This is a genomic window from Neobacillus drentensis (assembly GCF_036965645.1).
In the GTDB taxonomy this organism is placed as follows: domain Bacteria; phylum Bacillota; class Bacilli; order Bacillales; family Cytobacillaceae; genus Neobacillus; species Neobacillus drentensis_D.
In genome coordinates this window covers 1-7,838 of sequence record NZ_JBALPZ010000167.1, presented here as the reverse complement: position 1 = coordinate 7,838, position 7,838 = coordinate 1, and the positions used below count along the sequence as shown (strand labels likewise).

8 protein-coding genes are annotated in these 7,838 nt (G+C 40.6%); 6 read left to right on the top strand and 2 right to left on the bottom strand.

Annotated elements, in window-relative coordinates; all coding sequences use genetic code 11:
* The first annotated feature begins 48 nt into the window (after positions 1-48).
* The 5 genes from V7266_RS25865 (at position 49) to V7266_RS25845 (ending at position 5,538) form a co-directional block, all read left to right on the top strand.
* Positions 49-858, top strand: coding sequence for a prohibitin family protein (locus V7266_RS25865; RefSeq protein WP_335472120.1), 810 nt, complete (start codon positions 49-51; stop codon positions 856-858).
* Positions 859-1,260: 402 nt separating this feature from the next.
* The gene (locus V7266_RS25860) at positions 1,261-2,148 is read left to right on the top strand and encodes a glycoside hydrolase domain-containing protein (RefSeq protein ID WP_335472119.1); all 888 of its coding nucleotides are present in this window, start codon (positions 1,261-1,263) and stop codon (positions 2,146-2,148) included.
* 770 nt (positions 2,149-2,918) lie between these two features.
* Positions 2,919-3,092 (top strand): hypothetical protein, encoded by a 174-nt coding sequence (locus V7266_RS25855; RefSeq protein WP_335472118.1) that lies wholly within the window; start codon positions 2,919-2,921, stop codon positions 3,090-3,092.
* A 177-nt stretch (positions 3,093-3,269) separates the two neighbouring features.
* Positions 3,270-3,713 (top strand): VanZ family protein, encoded by a 444-nt coding sequence (locus V7266_RS25850; RefSeq protein ID WP_335472117.1) that lies wholly within the window; start codon positions 3,270-3,272, stop codon positions 3,711-3,713.
* Between the two features lie 202 nt (positions 3,714-3,915).
* Positions 3,916-5,538 (top strand): sensor domain-containing diguanylate cyclase, encoded by a 1,623-nt coding sequence (locus V7266_RS25845; protein ID WP_335472116.1) that lies wholly within the window; start codon positions 3,916-3,918, stop codon positions 5,536-5,538.
* An 80-nt stretch (positions 5,539-5,618) separates the two neighbouring features.
* Here V7266_RS25845 and V7266_RS25840 read toward each other — a convergent pair whose 3' ends face one another.
* A complete protein-coding gene (locus tag V7266_RS25840; protein ID WP_335472115.1) occupies positions 5,619-5,753 on the bottom strand; it encodes a BA3454 family stress response protein in 135 nt (44 codons plus the stop codon).
* A 90-nt stretch (positions 5,754-5,843) separates the two neighbouring features.
* A complete protein-coding gene (gene hpf, locus V7266_RS25835) occupies positions 5,844-6,383 on the bottom strand; it encodes a ribosome hibernation-promoting factor, HPF/YfiA family (RefSeq protein ID WP_335472114.1) in 540 nt (179 codons plus the stop codon).
* Between the two features lie 269 nt (positions 6,384-6,652).
* Here hpf and V7266_RS25830 point away from each other — a divergent pair, with 269 nt between their 5' ends.
* On the top strand, positions 6,653-7,573 hold the full coding sequence (locus tag V7266_RS25830) for a LysM peptidoglycan-binding domain-containing protein (RefSeq protein WP_335472113.1): 921 nt from the start codon (positions 6,653-6,655) through the stop codon (positions 7,571-7,573).
* The last annotated feature ends 265 nt before the right edge of the window (positions 7,574-7,838 follow it).

The following is a 7,838-nucleotide window of genomic DNA, read 5'->3' as shown; positions in this document are numbered from 1 at the left end:
GAGAACCGTCCCCTTGCTCATATATTATCAAGGAGGGGGGGAAGCATCATGAGGAATAGCAAACTTATTATAAGTGGCTTGATTTTGGTTGTGGTTATTGTGCTGTTTATTTTTTCGGGCACTACGGTGGCATCAGGCTATAGAGGGGTTCTTTTACAATTGGGGGCAGTCAAGCCAACGATCTTAACGGAGGGATTTCATTTTAAAATTCCATTCATTCAAAATGTGGAACAGGTAGAGGTCCGCGTCCAAAAAGAAGAAAGCTCTCAGACCGCTGCTTCAAAGGACCTGCAAATGGTCACAGCAAATGTCGCGGTCAATTATTCGGTTGACCCAGGAGCTGTCAATAAGCTATACCAGGAAATTGGTCCAGATTATCGTGCCCGCATCGTGGATCCTGCAATTGCTGAATCATTAAAGGCTGTTACAGCTCTATACACCGCTGAAGAATTAATCTCAAAACGCCCAGAAGTATCGGCACAAGTGAAGGATATGCTGGCCAAAAAATTAACCAAATATTATATGATCCTTGAGGATATCAATATTAAGGAATTTGCCTTCAGTGAGGAATTTAATAAAGCGATTGAATTGAAACAGACGGCTGAACAAAATGCGTTAAAGGCACAAAGGGATTTGGAAAGGATCAAGATTGAAGCGCAGCAGCAAATTACCCAGGCAGGTGCTGAAGCAGAGGCATTACGATTGAAAAAGCAGGAGGTCACACCGGAGTTAATTCAATTAAAACAAATTGAGGTGCAAGAAAAGGCATTGGAGAAGTGGGATGGCCACCTGCCAAGTGTGACTGGAGGAGCTACCCCGTTTATAGATTTGAGCGGAGCTGCTGCTGAGAAGAAATAATATGAAAAGGGAAGGTCTCATGATGCAAAAGTATGAGACCTTCCCCCGTGATTTTTTGTTAATATTCATTCATTAATATTCACTAAAACATAATCAAATAACTCATGTTTTAATTAGTAAAAGCCCCACCTACGCTAAATACCATGATGTCCACATTTCCCCATCCAACCCAGTATAATTATACATTATTATGTTTATATATTCAATACCTATCCATAATCCAATTTATTCCTTTTGGAAGTTATGGTAAAAAAGTACTATTTTAGGAGCGCAGGGACGGTTCTCATGCTTCAGAAGCATGAGAACCGTCCCTGTGCTTCCTTTCTGCCTTAAGCCCACACGCCCATACGACTATACGAATATACTGTCTAACGAGATTTTCGTATGGAGGGAATAGATGATATGAAGAAACGCCAATGGGTTTGGAGTATTGTTTTAACCGCTATCTTGGTTTTGCCTTTACTTCTTATATTCTTCAACCAGAAAACAACTGTTCAGGTCTATTCTCCAAAAATAGCCCAAGATGCTCCGTCCCCCAAAAACACCTCAACACAGGATAAGACCAATCAAGGCCAACAGCAAAATAAAAGTAATCAAGCTCAAAAGAAACCATCCCAAAATAAGCCCGCCCAAAAAGAAAAGCCAGCTATCGTTTGGGGAGTAGACACTGCTTCTAGTGTGGACCAAGCATTTCTACAGTGTGTGAAGGATAATTATGGAACCCCAACTGTGTTCGGACGATACTTGGAGTCTAAGGGAGATGTATCTGTGGGGTTGACTAAAGAAGAGGTTGATTTACTCCATAAGCAAGGCATCAAAATCCTCCCGATTTTTAATCACTTTAAAGAAGCTGTCGGTTATGAAAACGGAGTAGCCGAGGCGAAAGAGGCAATTGCCTACGCGCAGAAAATAGGTATCCCGGAGGGAGTCGCCATCTTTGCGGATATTGAACCATCCTATCCAGTCGATGAGGCGTTTATTAGGGGATGGGTGGACACGTTAGCCAGCTCGCCGTATAAGCCAGGAATTTATGGTGTGATAACCCCAGACAGTAAGCTGTCCGCTGCTTACCAAGCCGCTGCTTCGAAAGATAAAAAGGTCCAAGAGCAAACCATACTATGGAGCAGTAATCCGGATCCTGGAGTCACAGCAAAAAATAAAGCACCAGCCTTTCAGCCTGGCGCACCAAAGAATATAAATATCTCAATCTGGCAATATGGAATTGATGGGGAGGCATGTAATATAGACACGAACCTCATCCAGTCTACTGTGCTGAATAGCTTGTGGTAGGATAAGATATTTGAAAAAATGATGATATACGGTTCTTCTGTATATCATCATTTTTTTTGTGAAATCGGAAATTCGAGAATAGACTCTAAAAAATTTGAGAAGCTAATCCACCTATTTAATTTTTCACTCCTGAGGTTAAAAGGACAAGCTGCTGTTTGTAGTCGAAGAGAATACTCATCATGTCAGAAATTTGGGAAAATTGATAGGTTTCTAGTGTATTAAATAATGATAGAATGGAGGGGCAACTGAATATCGTGAGGGTGCCTGGTTTGTGATCTTCTTTTCCCATACGGAAAGGAGGTGATATCCTGGAAAATTTTCTTGAAATTCTAAAAGAGATTCTCAAAGGAATTTTGCGAGAAGTAATCGCCTATTTCTTTCGGAAAAACGTCCTAGAAAACAAGAAAACCACCCTGCGCCGTCGGAAGCAAAAGGGTGGTCTTCATAAATAATATACACAAACAACCATCACCCTGACGGTAGAGGTTGCAGTGAGAAGTGTTAGCCGCACTTCTCTTTTTTATTATATATTCATTATATACAATTATATTCTGCTTTAAAAGTGGCATGAAAACATGGGGACGGTTCTCATGCTTCTATATTTTAATGCAAGAGAACCGTCCCCATGCTCCACTCCCTTAATTTTAGGGATAAAAGACCTAAAATTATTGTCGAAAATCATTCATTTACAACTTTAGTACTATGACTATATTATTAAATTGTTCCAACTATTTAAAATATAATTGTATTTCTATTAAGGGGAGAAAATGATGAATTTAGACCGAAACAACCAACCTTCCTATTATGATGGGAGAAATTTAGACCAATTAGCAGCAAGAATTCGGGAAAATGAAAATAAGGGCCATACGGTAGTGGTAAAGCCAGAAATTCCTGAGGGAAAAATAGGACAGCTCCGTTATCCGCACCCGCTAGAAGAAATATAATAAAGGAAGTATACATACACACGCTGAATCATTCAGCGTGTTTTTATCATTTTTCGAGGCAGTGGGGACGGTGCTCATGCTCCCGAAGCACGAGAACCGTCCCCATGCTTCCATCTTGTCCTTTTACGGAGAAAGGTTGTACTATAGTATTTATGATACAGGAGGGGAGATTCCTAAATGGGAAAACGAAAATGGTGGATTCTTGCGGCCATTCTTTGGATGGCGGTCATTTTTGCGTTTACGCAGGTTCCATATTCCACTGGAAGCAGTACTTCAAGTGCCATCGAGAAGCTATTTGTGGCATTACATATAAACTTGGATCCATCTGCTATAGATTTTGTGAATTTTATTGCGAGAAAGGCTACTCATATTACAGTATTTGGCATTTTGGCATTCTTATTTTTTAAGTCTCTTGAGATTTACCGATTTGCTTATGTCCTTTCCTGGATTTTAACGGTTATTTATGCGATGAGCGATGAATATCATCAATCGTTCATGCCGGGGAGGACTGCCTCCATAAAAGATGTCTTTTTGTTTGATTCTGTCGGAGCCTTTTTGGTCCTATTGTTGACGTTTTTTATGGTTAGGAAGAGTAGGTGGAGCAAGACACAAGTAGGATAATTTTCTGCTGGGGAATAAGATTTCTGTCCACATTTTATTATTCAATGATAGGTTAAGCGGGGAGATTCAAAAGCTCTCCGCTTTATTCTGGCTCCTCATTCAGCTAAATCCATAAAAAGGACCTATGCGGGAATTGCAGAGAATTAGTATAATATGAAAATAGCAAACTATGACATTCCCTCTTTTAGAATGGAGGATAACATTGAATTTAAAACTTCGCACGTATGTTGCCGTACTTTTCGCAGTTGGAATCTTTGGAATTACGGCTCTTTTAAGTGTGTTAATTGGGAAACAATCAAGTGAAAAAGTCGAGGACCAGATCGGAAATACCCTTTCTGCTACAGCTTACCATATGGCGGACAAGCTCGATGCCTTTATGTGGTCGAGGGCAGGGGAAATCAATGTCATCAGTCAGTTAAGCGATATCCAGCATCCGACTGACTCCGGGCACGTTCAAAGCCTGCTAAACCAGTTGCAGGACAGCATTCCTGCTTTCTCGTGGGTCGGTGTAACCGATGTAAATGGAAAGGTACTGGCGTCTACGAATGGAATTTTAAAAGGCGGCGATATTTCGAAACGGCCTGTCTTCCAAGAAGGAATAAAAGGACCGTTTATCGGAGATGTGCATGATGCTGTCTTACTGGCTAAACTGCTCCCCAATCCTAGCGGTGAACCGTTACAGTTTGTCGATATCAGCAGGCCTGTTGTAACGGAGGATGGAAAACTTGCTGGAGTTATTGCTGCCCACCTCAGCTGGGCGTGGTCCCATGAAGTTCAAAAGGAAATTCTGAAGCCGTTGAAGGAAAAGATCAATGGTGCAGAAATTTTTGTGGTTAGTAAAAAGGATCAAATCGTCCTGTTAGGTCCTGAAGCTAACGTGGGCAAGCCGCTAAACCTGGAAAGCCTTACACTTGCCAAAAAAGGTCAGAACAGCTGGCGTATTGAAACGTGGCCCAACGGTCAGAAGTATTTAACAGGCTATGCATTTGGGGACGGTTATCAGAACTATTCTGGTTTGGGCTGGTCGATCCTGGTGCGGGTACCGGAAAAAACTGCCTTTGCCCCAGTACATGAATTACAGAAATCGATTTTACAAATAGGAGTCATCTTATCGATTATATTCGCTCTATTGGGTTGGTTTGCTTCGGCCTTAATCACAAAACCGCTTCAACAAATCTCTTATTCTGCCAATCGTTTACGGGCAGGCGAAAAAGTCGAAATTCCCTACTATAAGGGAATCAAAGATATTGAGATTCTCTCCTTATCGCTTCGTGATCTTGTGGACTCGCTGGTTCGGACGGTGTCGGATTTAGGAAAAATGGAAACCCTCGCTCATCATGATAAGTTGACGGGGTTAATGAACCGGATTGCTCTTGATCCATATCTTGAAAAAGCTGCGGAAACTGCAAGGCAATCAGGGAACCAGCTTACCTTCCTGTACCTGGATTTGGATGGTTTTAAACAAGTCAATGACAAATTGGGACATCCAGTGGGAGATTTGTTATTGCAAGAAACGGCCAGGCGATTGGAAAGCTGTGTCCGAGGTCATGAAGGTGTATTCCGCCTTGGTGGTGATGAATTTCTTGTCATTCTATTTACTTCGGCCAATGACTCCGTTCAAGAAGCAACCACAGTGTCTGAAAGAATCATCAACAGTCTTAACCAGCCATTTGAACTTGATCAGCGAAAGATACAGGTAGGCTGCAGCGTAGGCGCGGCGGTATGGGAAGATGAACGGGTTCAGGCAAATGAAATTATCCGTTATGCAGATGAAGCTTTATATGTGTCTAAACGGTCGGGGAAGAATAGAGTTACTTTTTCATAACGTAATAGTCATATTATCGAAAAAAAAAACAAAGGATACCGCTCTCTATTACGGTATCCTTTGAATATATATAGGATGGTTTAATTTGCCCATTGTTTCAACACTTGTTCTTTACCGATCTTGTAAATTTCCTCCTGCGGCTGGTTTTTATCAGCGATCACATTTGTTTGATATAATTTTCCCTTGAATGGGATATAGATGGTATACATGCACATGATGTTCATTCTCCTTTTAAATAAGTTAATTTTTTCTCCTAATTTGTTTACCCATATCTTACTCTCTTAATCCTCTTAATAAGGATTCTTTTAACGCGATTCGATTAAACCATATCGTCCATCTCTCCGTTTATAGACAACATTGGTGCGGTTTGTATCCGCATCGGTGAATACATAGAAGCTATGACCAATCAAATCCATTTGCAGAATCGCTTCTTCACTGTCCATAGGTTTAAGGTCAAATTGTTTTGTTCGAACCACTTCCAACTGGTCTTCTGTCTCCTCTTCATTTCTATCAATTTTGAAGGCGGCTCCCATTCCTGTTTTTTCACGATATTTACGATTGACCTTTGTTTTATATTTACGGATTTGACGTTCCAGCTTATCGAGGATTAAATCAATGGCAGCGTACATATCCATATGGGTTTCCTCTGCCCGCAGGACAAGGTGCGGCTGTGAGATCGTCACTTCCACTTTTGATGTTTTATCCGGGTTAATCCTTAGATTTACATATACGTTTGCAGCTTCTTTCTTGATTAAATGACGTTCTAGCTTTGATACTTTCTTTTCGATATATTCTCGGATGGCTATCGTTACCTCTATGTTCTCTCCACGGATGTTAAAATTCATTTGTGAATTCCTCCTCATTATTTATCTATTGAATCGTTAGACGATATGATTTTTTAACCATGTCTGTATTGTGCATGACAAACCTGAATGTTTCCTTAACTTTTAAAAAGGGAATCCGTGTATCGCTTGAAATGGAGAAGCAATGTATGGAAATCAAACAAAAGTATTGTGCTAACATAAACATAATGAAGAGGGTACAAAAGGGCAGAAAGATTAAAGTCACAGCGGAATTGCAAATTGTAAACTTTTTTAAAATGGAGGGGATTCAAATGAGGGAATTAAACGGAGTTGATTGTGCAACAAAGCTGAATGCTTCGTTAGCTAGTGGCTTAAAATCGGTTGGCGTTCAGTATGTTGCACGCTACCTCGGTAACAGCTGGAAATCAATGGACAAAACAGAGGCAGATGCCATATCAGAGGTTGGGTTAAAGATCGTCAGTATATGGGAAACCAATCCGACGTATGCAGCTTATTTTACAAAGGACAAAGGAATCCTTGATGCAAAAGAAGCTTCTACTTATGCGAACGCTATTGGCCAGACTGAAGGAAGCGCGATTTACTTTGCGGTTGATTATGATGCGCAGCCATCTGACATGCCCGTCATTTTAAACTATTTTTCAGGTGTGCGAGACGGAGTGGATAAACGTTTTAAGGTGGGAGTTTATGGTTCTTATGCTGTGCTCAAGACGCTTTATCGTCATCATGCAGCTGATTATTATTGGCAGACCACGTCATGGTCCCGTGGCCATGTAGCTGATTTTAACCATATTCTGCAATATCAGCATGATACCACACTAGCAGGTATCCAAGTTGATTATAATGAATTTTCGAATCTTGCTGGATCGTGGAGCAGAACTGTCCCGGCTGCAGGTTCGCACCAGCCTGCTCTAACCACTTATACGGTTCAGTCAGGTGATACATTAAGCGGAATTGCTAAGAAATTTAATACAACGGTTGATGAATTGGCAAAATTAAATAACATAGAAAATCCTAACCTCATTTATGTCGGTCAAATTTTACGGCTTTCGATTCAAAAATCACCTGGACCTGCTTTTTACATCATAAAAACGGGAGATACGTTGTCCCAAGTAGCCTTGGTTTTCGAAACAACCGTCGCCCAACTGCAAACGTGGAATGGTATTCATGACCCGAATGTAATCCGGGCTGGTCAAAAAATCCGTGTGAAATAATCCTGCAGCTCTCGACAATTCTTTCAAAGGTTTGGAAAGTAAAATCCAATATTAGTACGGTTCATTTCATTTTTAAACAAATGTTTGATTAATGTTGAAACATCGGAATAAGAGGAGAATGATGTCAGTCCAAATGAATAAAGAAGAATTTTCCGGGAAATGATGGTTTTTTCTGTGGAACATTCGACATTCTTTTTTAGTAGTTTATAAGAGGAATTCTAGCAGGGAATACTTTTCAGCCATTTTAATTAAACGTTTGATTAGT

Excerpts from the sequence above, each read along its gene's own strand:
- hpf (WP_335472114.1), bottom strand. The coding sequence starts at position 6,383 with ATGAATTTTAACATCCGTGGAGAGAACATAGAGGTAACGATAGCCATC.
- V7266_RS25830 (WP_335472113.1), top strand. The coding sequence starts at position 6,653 with ATGAGGGAATTAAACGGAGTTGATTGTGCAACAAAGCTGAATGCTTCG.
- V7266_RS25865 (WP_335472120.1), top strand. The coding sequence starts at position 49 with ATGAGGAATAGCAAACTTATTATAAGTGGCTTGATTTTGGTTGTGGTT.
- V7266_RS25840 (WP_335472115.1), bottom strand. The coding sequence starts at position 5,753 with ATGTGCATGTATACCATCTATATCCCATTCAAGGGAAAATTATATCAA.
- V7266_RS25855 (WP_335472118.1), top strand. The coding sequence starts at position 2,919 with ATGAATTTAGACCGAAACAACCAACCTTCCTATTATGATGGGAGAAAT.
- V7266_RS25850 (WP_335472117.1), top strand. The coding sequence starts at position 3,270 with ATGGGAAAACGAAAATGGTGGATTCTTGCGGCCATTCTTTGGATGGCG.
- V7266_RS25860 (WP_335472119.1), top strand. The coding sequence starts at position 1,261 with ATGAAGAAACGCCAATGGGTTTGGAGTATTGTTTTAACCGCTATCTTG.